Origin of the sequence: Parafrankia irregularis, from assembly GCF_001536285.1 — a bacterium.
In the GTDB taxonomy this organism is placed as follows: Bacteria; Actinomycetota; Actinomycetes; order Frankiales; family Frankiaceae; genus Parafrankia; species Parafrankia irregularis.
In genome coordinates this window covers 258,032-275,448 of sequence record NZ_FAOZ01000009.1, presented here as the reverse complement: position 1 = coordinate 275,448, position 17,417 = coordinate 258,032, and the positions used below count along the sequence as shown (strand labels likewise).

Below are 17,417 nucleotides of genomic sequence, written 5' to 3'. Positions count from 1 at the left end.
GCAGCAGCAGAAGTGTCGATCATGAGGATCACCGGGCCAGGGGTGTCGTCGCTCTATCGGACCCGCGCATCGTCACACCGACCACCGACAGTTCTCACAACCCTGACACGACCACGGCACACCACTGGCCGCGGATGGTGCTCCGGACGGCGACCGCCGCCGACGCGTGGAGCGGTTCCGCGGAACCACCCCGCGCCCAGCTATCACCGGTCCCGCCCTTCGCGCATGCGTGTGACAGGCCGGCCAAGCCCGAGGACCAGGCCGGCGGCCTATCCGGTGGTGTCGAGGGCCGCGACGTAGCCGCGGAGCATGGTTTTCAGCTGCCCGAGCAGCGTCCCGTCGCCCCGGGGGTCGACACGGAACGCCTCCTGGATGACGGCGTCGGTCGCCAGCTGCAGCACCTGGCTCACCCGCGGCAGGTCGTCGCCGTCGAGGCCGGTCACCTGCGCGACGAGGACGGCGAGCCGGCTGGCCATGGCCTGCTTGTGCGCGCGGTCGAGATCGCGGGTCTCGGCGGTCAGGTGCCGGCCGAACCACAGTGCACGGAACCCCGGGTGGGTGCGGTAGAAGTCGGCGAAGGCGTCGACGGCGTCGCCGACGAGGTCCGCCCGCCCCCACTCGCCAGCTTCGAACGCGCCGATCAGGGCTTCGAGCTGGGCCTCGAGCAGGCCGAGGTAGTGCTGGGCCAGCGCCTCGATGACGGCGCCGCGGTGCGGCAGGTAGCGGTACACGGTGCCGACGGAGATACCGGCCTCGGCGGCGAGCCTGGTGGTGGTGACCGCGTCGGCGCCTTCGGTGGCCATGATCTGGTCGGCGGCAGCGAGCATCCGGGCCAGTTTCGCCCGGCCGCGGGCCTGCTGCGGTGTCGTGCGCAGCGAGGGGAGCCGTGCCGTGGCGAGGGCCTCGCCGTCGGGTGCCGTCATCGCCGTGTCGCCTCCTGATGTCCTGTCGCGTGCCCTGCGTGTCCGGTCGCGACCGATGTCCCGGTCGCACCGAATGACGTACTTGAAGGTGAATCACTTTCAGGTTAATGTCCCGCGCATCGTTCCGGCGAGGCCCAGCCCGGGACGGACCACCACCGACAGGACGCGCGATGAGCACTGCGACGTACACCGGCCGGTCGCCCCGCTCCGACGACCCGGCCACCGGGGTCGCCCGCCTGTGGCGGCGCGAGCTGGCCCACTTCCCCGCCCCGCGGGCCCGGCTGACCTACCTGTCGATCGCCGTCCTGACGACGATCTTGTTCTATTACCAGTACTACCTGATCAGCGGCGTCAGCGAGCAGGTGCTGCAGAGCACCGGGATGTCGTTCCGCTTCTTCGTCAACATCAACGTCGTCTCGGCGCTCGCGAGCGCGCTGACGTCGGTCGCCGCCGGGGTCTGTGACCGCTACGGGCGTGCGAACGTGGTGACCGTCGGGGTGCTGCTGTGCGCGCTGACCTGCCTGGTCGGTTTCCCTCTCGCCAGCGGCGCGTGGGCGGTCGCGGTCTGCTACACGCTGCTCGGCGCGTTCGAGGGCACCGTGCTCGTCGCGACGGCCGCCCTCGTCCGGGACTTCAGCCCCCAGGTGGGGCGCGCCACCGCGATGGGGTTCTGGACGATCGGCCCCGTCGCCGGCAGCCTCGTCACCAGCGCCGTGGTGAGCAACACCGCCGACGAGATCCACGACTGGCAGGACCAGTACGTGATCGCCGGACTCGTCGGGCTCGCCGTGTTCGTCCTGTCGCTGCTGTTCCTGCGGGAGCTCGCACCGACGCTGCGCGACCAGGTGCTCGTGACTGAGCGCGACCGCGCGCTGGTCGAGGCGCGGGCCCGCGGGCTGGACGTCGACGCGGCGCTGCGCCGCCCCTACCGCCAGATGCTGCACGTCGACATTGTCGGCTCGGCGATCGCGATCAGCGTGTTCCTGTTCATCTACTTCGTCGCGGTCGGCTTCTTCCCGATCTTCTTCCAGACCGTCTTCGGCTTCTCCACCTCGCAGGCCAACGCGCTCGGGAACTGGATGTGGGGAACCCAGACCGTGGCGCTGATCCTGATCGGCCTGTGCTCGGACCGGCTCGGTGTGCGCAAGCCGTTCATGCTCGTCGGGGCCCTCGGCGCGATCGTCACCACGCTGCTGCTGATCGACCGAACCGGGCAGTCCGGGACGAGCTACTACACGTTCGTCGCGATCCTCGTCCCGCTCGGGCTTTCGCTGGGGCTGGCGTTCGGGCCGTGGATGGCCGGGTTCACCGAGACGGTGGAGCGGCGCAACCCGGCGCTCACCGCGACCGGGCTGTCGGTGTGGGGGCTGACGATCCGCACCGTGGTGACCCTGTCGACGTTCCTTCTCCCGTATGTCGTCACCACCGTCAACCCGCTGGTGCAGGACGGACCGGCGGTCCAGGCGATCGTGGCGGGCACCGACCCGCGCCTGGACGCGACGCAGAACGCCGTGGTCAGGGCGGTCGCCGCCGATCCCGGCATCGTCGACCGGGCGCAGACGCTGGCCGAGCGCTACCAGGCGGAGATCACGACCGCGGGCGCGCTGAGCCGGGCCACCCAGGAGGCGCTCACCGCGAAGCCGGACGATCTGATGGTCCAGGCCGGCGCCGTCGGAGAGCTGTCCGGGCGCAGCGTCGACGATGTGGTACGGGCGGTTCTCCTCAGCGAGTCGCACGTCGACGAGACCGCCGCGCTGCGGGCACTCGACCCGGCGACCCGCCAGGCGCTGGTCGCCGGACCTGCCGGCTCCACCGGCCCCGTCGACCCCGCCGTGCTGGCGAAGGCCGCAGACCAGCTCACCACCGTTCTGCGCGTCACCCCGGAGCAGGCGCAGGTCCGGCTGACCGCCCTGCTCGCACTGCCCGGCGACGACCTGCGCTTCCTGGTCTCCGACGGCGTCGCGGTGCTGAGGTCCGCCGACGATCTGACGGCGCTGTCGGCGGTGCCCGCCGCCGACCTCGCCTTCCTCGACGAGTACGGCACCGTGCTGGAGAACCCGACGGTGCAGGACGTCCTGCGCTACCTCGAGAAGCAGGGCCCGCGGGTGCAGCAGGCCGCCGAGGACGCGCCGGGCCAGTGGCAGACCTACTTCTGGATCGCGGTCGCCGGCGAGGTCGTGTTCATTCCCATGATCTTCCTGATGGTCGGGGCCTGGCGGCCGCGGACCGCGCGCCGCATCGCGGCCGAGCACCGGGCCACCGTCGACAGCGAGCTCGCCCGCCTCACCGCCACCGCGGCGCCGGTCGCGACCACCGGCACACCGGCGACGGTGCAGGATCCGCCGGCGCAGCAGCCGCAGGAGGAGGGTTAGATGTCGTCGACGGCTGTCGAGGCCGCCCGGGCCGAGATCGCGGCGTCCTGCCGGAGCCTGGCCGCCCGCGGCCTGGTCGTCGGCACCGCGGGCAACGTGAGCCTGCGCGTCGGCGCGCGGCAGGTCGCGATCACCGCGACCGGGGCCCGGTTCGAGGAGCTGACCCCCGAGCAGGTCAGCGTCGTCGACCTCGAGGGCCGGATCGTGCACGGCGACCTCGCCCCGACCTCGGAGCTCGCGCTGCACCTGGGCATCTACCGCCGCTACGACCCCGGCGCCGTCGTGCACACCCACGCGCCGCTCAGCACCGCCGTCGGCCTGGTCGTCGACGAGGTTCCCTGCGTGCACTACCAGATGCTGCTGCTCGGCGGCAGCGTGCGGGTGGCGCCCTACGCCACGTTCGGCACGCCGGAGCTGGCCGAGGCCGTCCTGGCGGCCCTGGACGGACGGGCCGCCGCGCTGATGGCCAACCACGGCGCGGTCACCCATGCCGCCACCCTGCCCGGCGCCGTCGAGCAGACCGAGCTGCTCGAATGGGCCTGCGAGCTGTACTGGCGCGCCGCGGCGATCGGCACCCCGAAGGCCCTGGACACCGACGCGCAGCTGGCGGTGATCAACGCCGCGACGCAGCGCGGCTACGGCACCACCCGATCCCCAGACACCACCCGATCCGCAGACACCACCCGATCCGCACATCCCACCGCAGCACATCCCACCGCAGCCGAGGAGCGTCCACCACGATGACCGCGACATCCGAGCTGGACGCACCGCGCGAGATGAACGTCGTGGCGCTCGGCGCGCATGTGCTCGACACGCTCGTGCGCCCGGTCGACGGCATTCCCGCCGGGCAGGACGGGCTGCTGGTCGACCAGATCAGGGTGTCCGCCGCCGGCCCCGCCGGGGGCACCGCGCTGGTGCTCGCCCGGCTGGGCGCGCGGGTGCGCAGCGCCGGCGCCGTCGGCACCGACCCGATCGGGGACCAGTTGCTCGCACTGCTGGGCCGCGCCGGGGTGGACACGTCACTGATCGTGCGGCGCGACGGGGCGCAGACGTCCGCCAGCGTGCTGCCGATCCGCCCTGACGGATCGCGGCCGGCGTTCCATGTGATCGGCGCCAACGGCACGTACGGCCCGGACGACGCGCCGTGGGACGCCATCGCCGCCGCCACCCACCTGCATCTGGGCGGGCCGGAGTTCATGGGTGGGGAGGCCGCCGGCCGGATCCTCGCCTTCGCCCGCGAGCACGGCGTGACGACCTCGCTGGACTCGCTGGCTCCCGCCGACCCCGGCATGCTCGACTGGATCGCGGGCGCTCTTGGGCACGTCGACTACCTGCTGCCCAACGACGAGCAGGTCCTCGGCTGGACCGGCGAGCCCGATCTCGTCGCCGCCTGCCGGGCGCTGCTCGCCCGCGGCGTGGGCTGCGTGGCGGCCACCGCGGGTGCCGCCGGAGCCGTCGTCGTCACCGCCGACGAGGTGCACCGCGTCCCCGCGTTCGCGGTCGACGTCGTCGACACGTCCGGCTGCGGCGACTCGTTCTCCGCCGGCTTCCTGCGCGCGCTCGCGCTCGGCCGGGCGCCGCGGGAGGCCGCCGTGTTCGGCTGCGCGAGCGCGGCGTTCACCGCGGGCGGTCTCGGCACCGACCACGGTGAGTTCGACCTGCGCACCGTCGAGGAGTTCGCCGCGACCGCCGCCACCGTGGCGCTCCCCGACGGTGCGGCGCTCCCGGGCGGTGTGGACGCGGTGCGGCCATGAGCAGCGATACAACCGCCGGGACTGTCGTGGGCGGGCCTGCGGTCAGCCTGCCGAGAAGGGTCGACGTCGCCGTGATCGGCGCCGGCCTCGCCGGGCTGACGGCGGCGGACGCGCTGAGGGCCGCGGGCCGCGACGTCGTCGTGCTGGAGGCCCGTGACCGGGTCGGCGGGCGCCTGCTCAACCACGATCTCGGCGACGGGCAGGTCGTCGAGGCCGGCGGGCAGTTCGTCGGGCCCACCCAGAACCAGGTGCTGGGCCTGGCCGCCGATCTCGGCGTCGCGACATTCCCCGCCTACGCCCACGGGGCCAGCGTGTACGTCCACCGTGGCCGGGCTCGCCGGTTCGGCGGCGACATCCCGCCGGACCCGCTGGCGCTGCCCGGCCTCGGGCTCGCGATGGCCCGGATGAACCAGCTGGCCCGCACGGTGCCGATCGACGCGCCGTGGACGGCCCGCCGCGCCCGGCGCTTCGACGCGATGACCTTCGCGACCTGGCTGCGGCGGGTCACGGCCGGCACCGGCGGGCTGGAGCTGGTCGACGTCTTCCTCGGCTCGGCCTACGGCGGGACGGCGGCCGAGGCGTCGCTGCTGTTCAGCCTCCACTACATCGCCGGCATGGGCGACGAGCGCAACCCCGGCACTATCGACCGGGGCATCGCCGGGGCGGGCGGCGCCCAGGAGCTGCGCTTCCACGGCGGCTCCCAGCTGCTGGCGCTGCGCCTGGCCGAACGGCTCGACGGGCGGGTGCGGCTCGGCACACCGGTACGTGGCATCGAGCAGGGCGACCGGTCGGTCACCGTGCGCTCGGAGCGCGGCACGTGGACGGCTCGGCACGCCGTGGTCGCGACCCCGCCGGTGCTCGCCTCGCGGCTCGCCTGGTCCCCGCGGCTGCCACCGCAGCAGGACGCCCTGTTCCAACGGCTGTCCTTCGGAGCGCTGGCGAAGTGCGAGGCCGTGTACGACGAGCCGTTCTGGCGGGCCGACGGGCTCAGCGGCCAGGGGGTGTTCCGCGCCGGGTCGACGGTCTGCTCGATGTTCGACAACTCCCCGCCCGGCGAGGGCGGCGGCCCGGGGGTGCTGATGGGGTTTCTCGGCGGCCCGCAGTGGCGGGCGTGGGCGCACCGGCCGGCCCGTGAGCGCCGCGGCGCCGTGCTGCGCGCGTTCGCGCAGGTCGTCGGCCGGCGGGCGCTGCGGCCCCGGTCCTACTTCGAGCAGGACTGGACGGCCGAGCCGTGGACCCTCGGCGGCCCCACCGCGGTCGCCGCCCCGGGAGTGCTGACCGCGTTCGGGCCCTGGCGGGACCGGCCGTTCGGCCGGGTCCACTTCGCCGGCGCCGAACACGCCGACTACTGGAACGGCTACATGGACGGCGCGGTGCGCTCGGGCCGGGACACCGCCCAGGCGATCCTCGCCGCCACGGACTGACCGGGATCACGTGCGACACCGCCAACCGCCCAGCAACCGCGAGGAGCAACGAGATGAGTGAGGCGAGCGAGGTCAGTGAGGTCAGCGAGACGGCCGTGCTCGCGGTTCCGGCGGAGCGGGTCTGGGAGGTCCTCAGCGCCACCGGCCGGTACGCGGAATGGGTCGCCGGAGTTCTGGAGGTCACCGACCACCATGGCGAGGCGACGGTCGGGCGCACCTACTCCGAACGCAACCGCACTGTCGGCCCGCTGACGACCCGATCGACCTGGACGGTCCGCGAGCTCGACCCACCCCGGCGGAGGGTCGACACCGGCACCGGTTTCGCGCCGATGCACGACATGACCAACGTGTTCGACGTCGAACCCGTCCCGGTCGGCGACGGCCTGGGCACCAGGCTGACCTACACGGTGCGCTACCGACCTGGCCTCGGCCCGATCGGCCGGCTCATCGACCGCCTGCAACAGCCCGGCCTGCGCCGCTCCTTCCAGACGTCCATGCGCGCCCTGGAGGACCTGATCACCGCCGAGGGCGACGAGCACGCAGGGCACGACGGCTGATCAGTGGGCACGACGGCTGATCAGTCCACGGCCTCCACGCCGACGAGCCGCACCTGCCGGAAGGCGGCGAGCCGCTCGGCCTGAGCGTCGATCGAGGCGCGCAGGGCCTGGGTGAGCGGGCGCCACATCGTCAGGTTCAGCCGCAGCTTCCCGGCGGTCTGCCGCGGGCGCCACAGGCCGGCGACCTCTCCGCCGACGAGCACGGCGCCGGGCCGGCCGAGCACCGGCCACAGGGCCTTCGCCCGTGCCTGGTCGCCGACGAGCAACGCCCTGTCCCGAGCCTGCAGGAAGAGGTCATAGGGCCCCAGCAGCCGGGTCGCGGTGACAGCACCGTGCCCCAGGCGATCCCTGTCCTCGGCGAGGATCCACCGAGCCTCGCCCTCGACGCACACCTCGACGGCGTCGGCGGGCCAGCGGGCTCGGATCTCCTTCACCGGAGCGTCGAGGAACTCCGCCACCTGCTTCGGTGCCGCCGGGCCCAGAAAACGCAGATAGCCCCGGATCACGTCGAACCGCGCGGGCACCGTTGCAGCCGGGGTGAGCCCGGGGATCGGCCGCAGCACCGGCGGCGAGGTACCGGGCACCAGCTCCAGGCCCGCGCGCAGCGCCGCGAGCCGGAACGGCTGCTCGTACAGGTGGGTGGCCTGACAGGGCCGGCAGAAGCGCAGGTACGGCGGGCCCATCAGCTCAGCCAGCCGAGCCGACACCTCGCCTTTGGCCATCGGACCGGTGACCAGCCCGCGCATCGCCGCCGCGACGGAGTCCAACGCGGCGAGTGGACTGATGCCGGCGGCGCGCAGCGGCCGCGCCGCATCGAAGATCCGTTTCGCGGCGTCGGCCTCCGAGTACGGCGCGGTGGCCGCGGCCACGGTGGGCAGATCCTCTCGACGGTGGAGATGCGGCGCGCCGCGCAGCGTCCACACCGTCGCCAGCTCACCGCCACCGCCACCGGGGCCGGGGACGGGGCCGGCGGTGGCCCCGGCGCCTCGGATCGCCAGCGCCCACCGCCCACCGTCGGGCCCGGTGTCCTGAACGCCGAAGTCGAGCACGGCCGCGCCGCCCGGCGCGATCGCCGCGCCATCCAGCTGCTGGGCGTGCGCCCGGAACGCCAGCACCTCCGCCCGTGCCACCTCGTCGACCATGCCCGCCACGATAGGAGGCACCGCCGACAGTTCGGGCTCCCACGAGGCGACGGTCCGGGTGCCCCGGGTCCGCGGTCATGCCACCCCCCGATGGCATGACCACAGGCCTGGGGCACCCGGCACCCGGGCGCGGGTGTGCCCGGCCGGACGGTCGGGCCGGGCGTGCGCCGGCCGTCCGGCCGGGTGGCCACGGCCGTGGCTCCGCATGGCCGGTGCCTGGCGCGAGCCGTTTCACGGTATTCTTTCTCGACTTCTTCGCGCCGGCCGGTACCAAATTCCCTCGCGCCAATTCCTCCGCGGGCCGAGGTGGATTTCCCACACTTCACATCACACGTTCTGGAATTCCTTCGGGACACCCTCGGATGTGCTGGCCACCGGTGCCCGCCCGAAATTCTGTCAGCCGCGCGGCGCACCTGACAACGCGTTCGGGGAGGAGTCGCGGGATGGGACGGCCGACCCGTGCTGACCTGCGGTAATCTTGGCGGTGTGGGACGTGGTCCGTCACTGACGCGACCCGACGGTAACAGGATGTCCACCGTTCGACACCGTGCGCATTTGCTGGGAGGCCAGTCCGGATGGCAAAACACTCCGAGGAGCTGGGCGCACTCCTGTCGGAGCTGAAGCAGCGCAGCGGCCACAACTACGAATGGATCGGCCGGAGGGTCAACGCGAGCAAGTCCACCGTGCACCGCTACTGCACCGGCCGGACGATTCCGGTGGAGTTCGGAACGCTGGAACGCATCGCACGGTTGTGCGGTGCGGACAACGAGGAGATCGCTCGGCTGTTCCGGCTCTGGGAAGGCGCCAAAGCGCCTCCTTCACGCACCGAGCCGGCCGGCGCTCCCCTGGATGACGGCAAGCCCGCGAGCGCCCCGGAGCGGCCCGCCGGGAATCCGTCCGGGCCCGACGCTCCACCCGAGCCGCCTGCGCCTGAGCCGCCTGCCCACGAGCCGCCTGCGCACGAGGCACCCGCGCACGGGGCGGCCATGCCTGGGGCGTCCGCTCCCCCGGCGGGCCGCGGTCGCCGGAGCCTGCGGACGGTGCTGGGGCTCGGGCCGGGCCCGCGGCGTCGGCGACGTGGTGCCGCGCTCGCGGCCGTCCTGCTGTTTCTCGGCACAGCCTGCGCGGCCGTGGTGGTGACGGCCCTGCCCGACCAGGAAGCAGCGGTGGCCGGGCCTGCCGCACAGCAGCTCGGGCGTCCGCTGACCGCGGGCGGCGACTGGGCGTTGTCCGCGGTGTTCTCCGCGGACGGGCAGCTGATGGCCACCAGCAACCGGGACGGCGAGGTGGCGCTGTGGGACGTCACCGACCGGGCGTCGCCCCGGCGCCTCGCGCTGGAACTGACCGGGCCACAGGCGGGTGTCACCACGGTCGCCTTCTCCCCCGACGGGCGGACCCTCGCGGGCGGCGACTGGCAGGGCGACGTGTGGCTCTGGGACGTCACCGACCGCAGGAAGCCGGCATCGGCGGGGCAGGCGCTCGCCGGGCACACGAAACCCGTCTGGTCGGTGGTGTTCTCCACCGACGGGCGCACCCTCGCCACCGGCAGCGACGACCGGACGATCCGGCTGTGGGACCTGTCGGGCAGCGGCGCCCCACGCCAGACCGCCCAGCTCTCCGGTGACACCACGTATGTCACCTCGGTGGCCTTCTCCCCCGACGACCGGATCCTGGCCGGTGGCGGCAACGGCGACACGATCCTGCTCTGGGATGTCTCCGACCGGCACGCGCCGCGCAGGCTGCCGCCGGGGCCCGCGACGCCCACACCCGCCTACGCCGTGGCGTTCGCTCCGCGCAGGCCCGCGCCCACCACCGACGGCCCGGCGCGCACCGCCGACGGCCGGCCACCCGCCGCGGCCAGCCGGGTGCTCGCCGTCGGCGAGGCCGACGGCTCCGTCCAGCTGTGGAACCTCGACGACGCCGCGCGGCCGCGCCTGCTCGCCGGTCCGCTGCGCGGGCACGCCAACCGGATCTGGTCCCTCGCCTACTCCCCCGACGGCCGGACCCTGGCCACCGGAGGCTTCGACGCGGCGATCCGACTGTGGGACGTCTCCGACCCAGCCCACCCGAAGCCGCTGGGCCATCCGCTGACCGGCCACAACGGCTGGGTGCTGTCGGTGCGGTTCGCTCCCGGCGGCCACACGCTCGCCAGCGCGGGCATCGACCGCACCACCCGGCTCTGGTCGGTGCCCTGAACCGGGACGCCGATCCGGCGACGTGCCACGGCGCGGCGCACCCGTCGGCGGCCTTGCCGGTTTCCCGGGAATGTCGGACCCTCCGGCTACGGTCCGCGGGGACGGCGCCCGCGGCGTCCGTCCGGCCAGCACCCACCGGCCCAGCACCAACCGGCATGGAGGAGAGCGCGTTGACGCCACCGACGCAGCCGCCGTCCGCCGTCGTGTTCGACTGCGACGGAACCCTGGTCGACAGCGAGATCTGCTGGCACCGGGCCTATACCACCCTGTTCGGCCACCATGACCGCGTCTTCACCCCCGACCATCACGACACGCTCATCGGCCAGCCGCTGTCCGTAGTCGGCCGCGTCCTCACCGCCGCGCTCGGTTTCCCTGACCACCACGGCAGCAGGCTGATCGGCGACATCCTCGACCTCGTCACCGCCGAGCTCGCCGCCGGCGCGCCCGCCCGTCTGGGTGCCGTCCACCTGGTTCGCGAGCTCGCCGCGCTCGGCTACCCGCTGGCCGTCGCCTCCAGTGCCCCCCGCGACCTCGTCCACCAGCATCTGGCCGGCGCCGGCCTGACTGACGCCTTCTCCGCCGTCCTCGGCGGGGAGGACACCGACCAGCCCAAGCCCCATCCCGACATCTATCTGCGGGCCTGCGCCGCGCTCGGCGCCCCGCCGGCACGCAGCATCGCCATCGAGGACTCGCCTCCCGGGGTCGACGCCGCCCGCGCCGCCGGCATGTTCGTCATCGGCGTGCCCGGGCGCCCGCAGCTCGTCCTGGCCTCCCACCTCACCGTCGGGGATCTCACCGCCCCGCATCTGCGGCACGTGCTCGGCCTCCCGCCCGCCGCACCGACCGCACCGACCACGTCGCGGGCCGCGCCGACCGCACCGCCGACCTCGGTCGCGGGTGCACGTCGGGTCGCTCACTAGGGTGGGGCTTATGGAGAAGCCCGAAATCGATTTCGTCGACCCGACCCCGCCGACCGACCTGGTCGTCCAGGACATCACCGAGGGCACCGGCGCCGAGGCCACCGCGGGGCAGACGGTCTCCGTCCACTACGTCGGCGTCGCGCACAGCTCGGGTGAGGAGTTCGACGCCTCGTACAACCGCGGTCAGCCCTTCCGCTTCCGGCTCGGTGCCGGCCAGGTGATCTCCGGCTGGGATCAGGGCGTGCAGGGAATGAAGGTCGGCGGCCGCCGCCAGCTCGTCATTCCCCCGCACCTCGGTTACGGCGCCCGGGGCGCCGGCGGCCAGATCAAGCCCAACGAGACCCTCGTCTTCGTGGTGGACCTGCTCAGCGTCAACTGACGCGCCGGGCATTCGTCCCGCCGGCCCGTTCTCGCCGGGTTCCGTCCGCGCCGCACACCGTTGCGCGGGTGCGTGGCGCAAACGCGGGAACGGGCCGCGCCTTGCCTCGGGAGCCCGGGGGCGACATCGTCCGCGGGAGCGGGAAACGGCAGCCGTCCGGGCTGCCGCCGAACGCCCCCGGACGGCACCGGCCGGCCGGCCAGCCGCGGCCGTCGCCCCGCCGCCCGGCGGGAGCGACTCGAGGGAGGCTGGCCGGACGTGCCCAGTGCATCGCGGTCGTCGTCGCCCTCGCAGGCGGCGCTCCGAGCCGATCTCGTCCTTGAGGGCGGCGGGGTGAAAGGCCTGGCGACGGCCGGGGCGGTGATGCACCTGCTCGAAGCCGGCTACACGTTCGAACGGGCGGCCGGTACCTCCGTCGGTGCCGTGGGGGCCGCACTCGTCGCCGCCGGGGCGGACAGCGCGGGCCTGCGGTCCGCCATCGACCGGCTGGACCTCGCCCGGGTCCCCGACCGGATGCCGCCCTGGCTGCCGGGCATCAGCGAGAGCCTGGGCCTCGCCACTCGCAGCGGGGCCTACCAGGGCGACTACCTGCACGGCTGGATGTACCAGGAGCTCGACCGGCTCGGGGTGACCACGTTCGGCCAGTTGCGCCGACGCGATTCCGGCGCCGACCCGAACCTGCCGGCCGAGCACCGCTACCGGCTGGTGGTGATGGCCACCGACGTCACCCACGGCCGCCTGCTGCGCCTGCCGTGGGACTACCCCCGCCTCGGGCTCGACCCGGACACCCAGCTCGTCGCCGACGCCGTGCGCATGTCGGCGTCGATCCCGTTCTACTTCGAACCGTGCACCCTGCACAATCCGCTGGAGGGCATTACGTCCACGATCGTGGACGGCGGCTTGCTGTCGAACTTCCCCATCGACATCTTCGACCGGACGGACGGGCAGCCCGCCCGCTGGCCCACCATCGGGGTCAGCCTGTTCCCCGACCTGCCCGGAGGGCTCGGGGACCTTTCGCCGCTGTTGCGCATTCTCCCGACCCCGGCGCCCCTGGATCTGCTGAAGGCCGTCGTCGCCACCGCCCTCGTCGGGCACGACCAGACCCACATGGATCGGTTCGGGGTGCGCTACCGGACGATGGAGATCGATACCTCGGGCGTCGGCATCACCGACTTCGGGCTCAGCGCGGCCGGGCGGCAGATGCTGCTTCACCGCGGCCAGGCGGCTGCCGCCGCGTTCCTCCTTGATCCCGCCCTGCGCGGGCAGGAGGCCACCGCCGCGGCGGACGCCGCCACGTCAGCCGCGGCGACGGCCTCCCTCACCGCGAAGGAATCCACAGCCGCGAAAGCCGCCGCCGCCGCGAAGGCTCCGCGCTCCGCGACGTCGGCCCACACGACGACGTCCGCCACCGGTGCCAAACCCGCCGCCCAGACCCGCCGCGCAGGCGGTAAACGCGCTCCCGCCGGACCCGGCACAACAGGCACGCGAAGCACCAGAAGCACCGGCGGCACGAAGAAGTCGCAGGAATAGCACTGCTCTCCCCGGGGGCGTGGAGAGCCGGCGGAATGGTTCCCCGGTCTGCCGCTTCAGAAGGTGCCGCCGGTGCCCGCCTTCAGCCAGCTGAGGGCCGGTGTGACGAGGCGGCGGCGGTGGCGTCGCGCAGCAGTGCGGCGACGACGTCCGCGGGGAGGCCGACGACGTTGTCGTAGGCACCGTCGTAGTGCGCCACCAACGCACCGCCGGCGCCCTGGATCGCGTAGCTGCCCGCCTTGTCGAACGGCTCGCCGGAGGCGACGTAGGCGGCAAGCTCGTCGTCGCCGAAGTCGCGCATGGTCACCGCGGTGGTCGTGCTCCGGCCCAGGTCGGTGCCGGACTCATCGTGCACCACCACCACGGCCGTGATGACCCGGTGCGTGCGGCCGCGCAGGGCTCGTAGCATCCGCGTGGCGTCCTGCTCGTCCGTCGGCTTGCCGAGGATGTTCCCGTCGAGCTCGACGATCGTGTCGCAGCCGATGACCAGCGCGTCCCGCGCGAAGCCCGCTGCCGTCCCCGCGGCTGCCTCCATACCCGCGGCTGCCCCGGTAGCTGCGACTGCCCCGGTAGCTGCGACTGCCAGTGCCTTGCGGCGCGCGAGTTGCAGGGCGAAGTCGGGCGGATCGTCGTAGCTCTCGACCGTCTCGTCCACGCCGCTGGTGACGACGGTGAAGGCGAGCCCCATCCTCGTCATGATCTCGCGACGGCGCGGCGATCCCGAGGCAAGGATGATCCGGTAGCCAGCCACGGCGCCCACGCTACCGGCCGCCCCGCCTCGGGCCGCGAAACGGTCAGGTGTTGGGGTCGAAGGCTATTCCTGCCGGCTTCGCCAACGCGAGGTGGTTGTTGAAGTTGCCGTCCTTCAGGCCGAACACGGCGCTGCCCCAGTTGGCCCCGGACAGGGTGTCACGGATGCCGGCCGGGTAGCCGTTCCAGCCGACCAGGTCGGGATACTGCCAGGTGTGGTAGGCGTTCTCCGGCGGCTCGTCGCCCGAGTTCGCGGGACGGAAGCAGTGCGTGCTCAGACCGTCCTTGTGGTAGACGATCTTCGGGTGTGTGCCCTCCCAGCGGATCTGGCTGCTCGGGTAGATGTTGAAGTTGCCGTGTGCCGAGGTGGAGACATACTGCGCCTGGTTGTTCTGCACCCACACGACGACGTGTTCCCAGTCGTGCCGGTGGCCCCCTACGGTGGCCTGGTCCTTCTCGAAGTAGAGCCCGTAGATGATCGCGCACCAGCCGTTGTTGCACTTGTACCGCGAATAGCCGTTGGTGTTGTCGAGGTCACTCGTGTCGTGGCACTGCCCGTTGAGCGCACCCGACGGGTTGAGCCCGCCGTTGAGCACTCCGGTCGGACCGATCGCGGGAGTGGGGTAGCAGCCGTCGGTGTCGTAGTCATAGGCCGGCTGGAAGGTCTGCTCGAAGGAATCGGCATTGGCAGGCAGCGCCGCCGGTGGGGCCGCCAGCGCGACACCACCGAGGAAGCCCACCAGCGCGGCGGCGCAGCCGAGGACAAACGTGATCCTCAGCCGCCTTCTCTTTCTCGACACTTCTCCTCCTGGTCGACCGCGGCACGGGTCAGGCGGTCGGGTAGGCGTGCGGCACCCATTCTCTGATCAACCATCAGCCGCCGGAGACGCAAAACATTTCGCCATGATGAAGCGCGGGAGAATATTGGAATGCCGCAGGTCGGAGCACCGCCGGAGAGCCTCGATCCGCTTTCCCGGGCGGCACCGCACCGAATTCATGGCCGGGCCACCGACACCAGCCGAAGAACACGGGAACGAATCGCGTACGGAAGATTACCGATGAGCTGGCGGAAGCATCCTCGCGGCCGAGGCCACGGGCCGGGGAGCCGCCTGGCCGGCCACCACGTGACCGTCACCGCATCCAGGGATCGCCCGGCCGGCCGCGGGCGAGCACCGGCGGCCCGGCACGGCTACCGTGAGGGAACGGGCGATTCCTTTCCCAGCCGGACCGGGTGGAAATCGCGGGAGAAGGCAGGCCGGCATCGCATTTTTGCGCCTTGATCCCGAAAACTGAAATTCGTTCGGTCGAAGGTCACGGACGATGTGGCCAGGTGAGGTGTTGGCCGTGTCTCCACGGCAGACCCGCCGACGACGGCGGGTGACGTTGTTTCTGTGCGGCGACGTGATGCTCGGCCGCGGCGTGGACCAGATCCTGCCGCATCCGGGCGACCCGCACCTTTCGGAACCGTTGGTCCGTGATGCCCGCACCTACGTGGGAATGGCGGAGGCGGCGAACGGCCCGGTCACCCGTCCGGTCGGCTTCGGCTGGCCCTGGGGCGAGGCGCTGTCCGTGTTCGACGAGGTCCGGCCCGACGTGCGGGTGGTGAACCTCGAAACGAGCATCACCCGGTGCGACGACGCGGACCCGAGCAAGCTGGTCCACTATCGAATGAACCCGGCGAACCTGCCCTGCCTGGCCGCTGCCCGGCCTGACGTGTGCGCACTGGCGAACAACCATGTGCTCGACTTCGGCCGGGCGGGACTCGTCGAGACCCTCGACGCGCTGTCCGCGACCGGGCTGACAGTGGCGGGAGCCGGAGTCCGTCTCGACGAGGCACATCGCCCTGCCGCGGTGGGGATCGGCGCGGGCCAGCGGGTGGTGGTCTTCTCCCTCGGCACGCCCTCCAGTGGCGTTCCGCCGACGTGGGCCGCGACAGCGGCCCGGCCTGGTGTCGACGTCGTCCCCGACTTCTCGGAGGCCGCCGCGGCCGAGGTCACCGCCCGCGTCCGGCGGGTGAAGCACCCCGCCGACCTCGTGGTCGCGTCCATCCACTGGGGATCCAACTGGGGCTACGGTGTGAGCGACGAGCAGATCGGCTTCGCGCACCGACTGATCGACGGCGGTGTGGACATCGTGCACGGGCACTCGTCGCACCATCCGCGTCCGGTCGAGGTGTACCGGGACAGGCTCGTCCTCTACGGCTGCGGCGACTTCGTCAATGACTACGAGGGCATCACGGGTTACGAGCAGTACCGGGACGATCTGCGGCTGGCCTATTTCGTCTCCTTCGACGTCGACGCGAGCGACACGAGCGACACGAGCCTGGCAGGGCTGCGGATTGTTCCCCTGCGTGCGCGGCGGATGCGCCTGGAGCACGCGGAGCACGCGGACACCGTCTGGCTTCGTACGCTCCTCGAGCGGATCAGCGGCGGCTTCGGCACCCGCTTCGCGGGGCCACCGCGAGACCCCCTGATCGACCGGCTCGAACTACGGCTGCGGACATCGCCACCGGGGTGAGTCAGTCAGTCCGGGGTGGGGAGCCGGGCGGTCACGAGGGTGGTGAGCTTGCCCGTCCCGGCGTCGGTGATCTCCACGTCGGCGAAACCGCCGTGGAGACGGGCGGTGGCACGCGCCGGCCCGGTGGAGATCGGGCGCAGGTAGCGGACGTTCAGGGAGCACAGGTCGGCCGGCTCGTCGAGCAGCGACAGCACCGCCTCCTCGGCTGCGAAGGCCACCAGGCCGCCCTGGATCGCGCCCGAGGAGTTCAGCCCGTCCAGCCGGCGCGGCATCTCGATCTCACCGGGCTTGGTGACCGTGCGGCCGACACGGTCGGCGAGCGGCTCGGTCAGCACGGTGCTGGCCGGGCTCAGTTTCGGGAATCCGGCCGGGAAGACGTGCGCCGGGTTCGGCGAGACGACGAACGACGCGTACGACAGCGCCGCCAGCTCCCCGGTGCGACCGTCGAAGAAGCGGGTCTCGCACACCGTCACGGTCTGACCGATCTTGATCGCGGTGGCCACGGCCTCCACCCGGTCACCGACCCGCGGCGTGCGGCGGACCTGCACCTCCAGCTCCAGCGTGACCGAGATGCGTGGGTACCTCGCCTGCGCGGCCACCGAGCCGGCCAGGACGTCCGCCCAGGTCGCGAGCACGGACGTCCGCAGCAGCGAGGTTCCCGGCAGGCACACCTCGGGCCTGACCTCCGCCTGGCCGCGCCGCGTCGTGCCCTCACCGGACGTCTGCATGCCGAGCTCTGCGACGATGTGGCGCCGCGGCCCGACGTCGGTGCCGGTGCCGGCCTCGTCGGGCGCCGGGTCAGCGGGCCCCGCGGGCGCAGTCGATGTCATGGCGATTCCCCCGCAGGCCGTGAAAGGCGGCCGATCGACAGTCGCTTGCTCCGCCCACCGTCGCACCCGCCACTGCTCACCCGCAAGCGACCCTTCGGTGGGCGACCGGGCCCCGCCGACGGGA

The 17,417-nt window shown here is 72.8% G+C and carries 15 protein-coding genes; 10 read left to right on the top strand and 5 right to left on the bottom strand.

Translation table 11 applies throughout. The annotated features are described in order from the left end of the window. Nucleotides 1-269 precede the first annotated feature (269 nt). Complete coding sequence (locus AWX74_RS17445; protein ID WP_207550350.1) at nucleotides 270-923, bottom strand: TetR/AcrR family transcriptional regulator; 654 nt, start codon at nucleotides 921-923, stop codon at nucleotides 270-272. 170 nt (nucleotides 924-1,093) lie between these two features. Between AWX74_RS17445 and AWX74_RS17440 the strand changes: the two genes are divergently transcribed. Genes AWX74_RS17440 through AWX74_RS17420 form a run of 5 tightly spaced genes read left to right on the top strand, consistent with a single transcriptional unit; the run spans nucleotide 1,094 to nucleotide 7,030 of the window. Then, complete coding sequence (locus AWX74_RS17440; RefSeq protein ID WP_091277892.1) at nucleotides 1,094-3,295, top strand: MFS transporter; 2,202 nt, start codon at nucleotides 1,094-1,096, stop codon at nucleotides 3,293-3,295. Next, entirely contained in the window at nucleotides 3,296-4,039 is a 744-nt protein-coding gene (locus AWX74_RS17435) for a class II aldolase/adducin family protein (RefSeq protein ID WP_226930835.1), read from the top strand. Then, the gene (locus AWX74_RS17430; protein WP_091277890.1) at nucleotides 4,036-5,049 is read left to right on the top strand and encodes a carbohydrate kinase family protein; all 1,014 of its coding nucleotides are present in this window, start codon (nucleotides 4,036-4,038) and stop codon (nucleotides 5,047-5,049) included. The genes AWX74_RS17435 and AWX74_RS17430 overlap by 4 nt, the downstream gene beginning before the upstream one ends. Then, nucleotides 5,046-6,473, top strand: coding sequence for a flavin monoamine oxidase family protein (locus AWX74_RS17425; protein ID WP_091277888.1), 1,428 nt, complete (start codon nucleotides 5,046-5,048; stop codon nucleotides 6,471-6,473). The genes AWX74_RS17430 and AWX74_RS17425 overlap by 4 nt, the downstream gene beginning before the upstream one ends. A 53-nt stretch (nucleotides 6,474-6,526) precedes the next feature. Further along, on the top strand, nucleotides 6,527-7,030 hold the full coding sequence (locus tag AWX74_RS17420; RefSeq protein ID WP_091277886.1) for an SRPBCC family protein: 504 nt from the start codon (nucleotides 6,527-6,529) through the stop codon (nucleotides 7,028-7,030). A gap of 20 nt (nucleotides 7,031-7,050) precedes the next feature. Here AWX74_RS17420 and AWX74_RS17415 read toward each other — a convergent pair whose 3' ends face one another. Continuing rightward, the gene (locus tag AWX74_RS17415; protein WP_091277885.1) at nucleotides 7,051-8,172 is read right to left on the bottom strand and encodes a winged helix DNA-binding domain-containing protein; all 1,122 of its coding nucleotides are present in this window, start codon (nucleotides 8,170-8,172) and stop codon (nucleotides 7,051-7,053) included. 575 nt (nucleotides 8,173-8,747) lie between these two features. On the opposite strand from AWX74_RS17415, the gene AWX74_RS42060 reads away from it, so the two are divergent. The 4 genes from AWX74_RS42060 (at nucleotide 8,748) to AWX74_RS17395 (ending at nucleotide 13,196) form a co-directional block, all read left to right on the top strand. Beyond that, entirely contained in the window at nucleotides 8,748-10,367 is a 1,620-nt protein-coding gene (locus AWX74_RS42060; protein ID WP_091277882.1) for a helix-turn-helix domain-containing protein, read from the top strand. A gap of 170 nt (nucleotides 10,368-10,537) precedes the next feature. Next, complete coding sequence (locus AWX74_RS17405; protein WP_226930834.1) at nucleotides 10,538-11,287, top strand: HAD family hydrolase; 750 nt, start codon at nucleotides 10,538-10,540, stop codon at nucleotides 11,285-11,287. A gap of 10 nt (nucleotides 11,288-11,297) precedes the next feature. Continuing rightward, complete coding sequence (locus AWX74_RS17400) at nucleotides 11,298-11,666, top strand: FKBP-type peptidyl-prolyl cis-trans isomerase (RefSeq protein ID WP_054567922.1); 369 nt, start codon at nucleotides 11,298-11,300, stop codon at nucleotides 11,664-11,666. Between the two features lie 258 nt (nucleotides 11,667-11,924). Then, the gene (locus AWX74_RS17395; RefSeq protein ID WP_091277880.1) at nucleotides 11,925-13,196 is read left to right on the top strand and encodes a patatin-like phospholipase family protein; all 1,272 of its coding nucleotides are present in this window, start codon (nucleotides 11,925-11,927) and stop codon (nucleotides 13,194-13,196) included. An 82-nt stretch (nucleotides 13,197-13,278) separates the two neighbouring features. Here the strand turns inward: AWX74_RS17395 and AWX74_RS17390 are convergent, their stop codons facing one another. Together AWX74_RS17390 and AWX74_RS17385 are read right to left on the bottom strand one after the other, a co-directional pair. Continuing rightward, complete coding sequence (locus tag AWX74_RS17390; RefSeq protein WP_311983543.1) at nucleotides 13,279-13,947, bottom strand: Maf family protein; 669 nt, start codon at nucleotides 13,945-13,947, stop codon at nucleotides 13,279-13,281. Nucleotides 13,948-13,990: 43 nt separating this feature from the next. Further along, the gene (locus AWX74_RS17385) at nucleotides 13,991-14,746 is read right to left on the bottom strand and encodes an NPP1 family protein (RefSeq protein WP_091277876.1); all 756 of its coding nucleotides are present in this window, start codon (nucleotides 14,744-14,746) and stop codon (nucleotides 13,991-13,993) included. Between the two features lie 577 nt (nucleotides 14,747-15,323). On the opposite strand from AWX74_RS17385, the gene AWX74_RS17380 reads away from it, so the two are divergent. Then, nucleotides 15,324-16,463 (top strand): CapA family protein, encoded by a 1,140-nt coding sequence (locus tag AWX74_RS17380; protein WP_242666284.1) that lies wholly within the window; start codon nucleotides 15,324-15,326, stop codon nucleotides 16,461-16,463. Nucleotides 16,464-16,468: 5 nt separating this feature from the next. Here AWX74_RS17380 and AWX74_RS17375 read toward each other — a convergent pair whose 3' ends face one another. Next, on the bottom strand, nucleotides 16,469-17,293 hold the full coding sequence (locus AWX74_RS17375) for a PaaI family thioesterase (protein WP_091277872.1): 825 nt from the start codon (nucleotides 17,291-17,293) through the stop codon (nucleotides 16,469-16,471). Between the last annotated feature and the right edge of the window lie 124 nt (nucleotides 17,294-17,417).

What these genes read in the sequence shown, in the direction of transcription:
- AWX74_RS17445 (WP_207550350.1), bottom strand. Translation starts at nt 923, where the DNA reads ATGACGGCACCCGACGGCGAGGCCCTCGCCACGGCACGGCTCCCCTCG.
- AWX74_RS17440 (WP_091277892.1), top strand. Translation starts at nt 1,094, where the DNA reads ATGAGCACTGCGACGTACACCGGCCGGTCGCCCCGCTCCGACGACCCG.
- AWX74_RS17435 (WP_226930835.1), top strand. Translation starts at nt 3,296, where the DNA reads ATGTCGTCGACGGCTGTCGAGGCCGCCCGGGCCGAGATCGCGGCGTCC.
- AWX74_RS17430 (WP_091277890.1), top strand. Translation starts at nt 4,036, where the DNA reads ATGACCGCGACATCCGAGCTGGACGCACCGCGCGAGATGAACGTCGTG.
- AWX74_RS17425 (WP_091277888.1), top strand. Translation starts at nt 5,046, where the DNA reads ATGAGCAGCGATACAACCGCCGGGACTGTCGTGGGCGGGCCTGCGGTC.
- AWX74_RS17420 (WP_091277886.1), top strand. Translation starts at nt 6,527, where the DNA reads ATGAGTGAGGCGAGCGAGGTCAGTGAGGTCAGCGAGACGGCCGTGCTC.
- AWX74_RS17415 (WP_091277885.1), bottom strand. Translation starts at nt 8,172, where the DNA reads ATGGTCGACGAGGTGGCACGGGCGGAGGTGCTGGCGTTCCGGGCGCAC.
- AWX74_RS42060 (WP_091277882.1), top strand. Translation starts at nt 8,748, where the DNA reads ATGGCAAAACACTCCGAGGAGCTGGGCGCACTCCTGTCGGAGCTGAAG.
- AWX74_RS17400 (WP_054567922.1), top strand. Translation starts at nt 11,298, where the DNA reads ATGGAGAAGCCCGAAATCGATTTCGTCGACCCGACCCCGCCGACCGAC.
- AWX74_RS17375 (WP_091277872.1), bottom strand. Translation starts at nt 17,293, where the DNA reads ATGACATCGACTGCGCCCGCGGGGCCCGCTGACCCGGCGCCCGACGAG.